Raw genomic sequence first — 1014 nt, 5'->3', positions numbered from 1 at the left:
AGAGCAATTCTCATGACATACCTTGTTATTATTATTATTTATATTAAAGCAATTCAATGTTAGCGATTTGCGTTTATTTTGCAAGCAACTTTTGCTGCTTGTATTACCTCAGTGATGAGTTAAGATGATAGATACCTGGACAAATGGAGCAAGGATATGCCTAGAATTATTGATCGCCTCGAGGATTTTGGTAAAGAACTGATTGATTTTATTTCAGATAGTTCTGAGGAAGGTAATAAACGTTTACAAGAAATTTTTAAACAAGCAAGCAAGGAATATAATCAATACCAGGATTCCTATTTATGGTCATGGCTTTATTATTACACTCGCCAACGAACTGCAGCATTTGAAAAAACGATTTCAGCATTAGCCGCTTTGCCTGATCCCATTTTACAGTTACAAGAGTTTAGAAAATTTGTCAGCGAGGGAAAATGGGAATCGACCTCAGCGAATATCGATCTCTACATTTTTCTAATTCGCTCTATAGAAGGCTATGAACCCGAAGAGGAGCACGTCTTACGCACAGTTATCATACCGCGTTTGAATGAGTTGATCTGCAAAGATATTGATAACCTGGTTAAAGCGCATGAGAAAGCCATACAGGAAGCCGAGCTACGGAAAAAAGAATTGGAGGAAATGCTGGCGGGAAAGCGCAAAGAAATGGAAAATGTTGTGCTCTGTGATGCTGAAGATATAGCGATAGAGACAGCATTAAACTATCCGGAAAAACAGGTTTTCTGCCTGACACGCCTTTCTCCTGAGACAGAGCATTCAGATTGGCAGTTAACCTGGTATGACCTCACTGGCAAAGCAAATAAATTGGAGATTTATGGCGAATTAAAACAATTGTTAAACGAGATAAAAACCTTGCCTGAGGAAAACTCAAGTCGCCAGTTTAAAATCAAATCTGCCTGTACCAAATTAGGGGACGAGTTGCTGGAAAAGACCCAGGTTCTAATTAATCCAGGGCCTGAGCGCTTAAAAAGTCTCATTTCCACTTATGTGTTGTTACCC

The 1014-nt window shown here is 39.0% G+C and carries 1 protein-coding gene; it reads left to right on the top strand.

Going from position 1 to position 1014, the window contains the following annotated elements:
* Positions 1–156 precede the first annotated feature (156 nt).
* Positions 157–1014 (top strand): hypothetical protein (locus BN58_RS15565; RefSeq protein ID WP_019217605.1); only part of this gene is annotated, 858 nt, incomplete at its 3' end.

The sequence above is a fragment of the Legionella tunisiensis genome, assembly GCF_000308315.1.
Taxonomy (GTDB): domain Bacteria; phylum Pseudomonadota; class Gammaproteobacteria; order Legionellales; family Legionellaceae; genus Tatlockia; species Tatlockia tunisiensis.
Note: the sequence above shows the minus strand (reverse complement) of the source record. Positions and strands in the feature narration are given on the sequence as shown.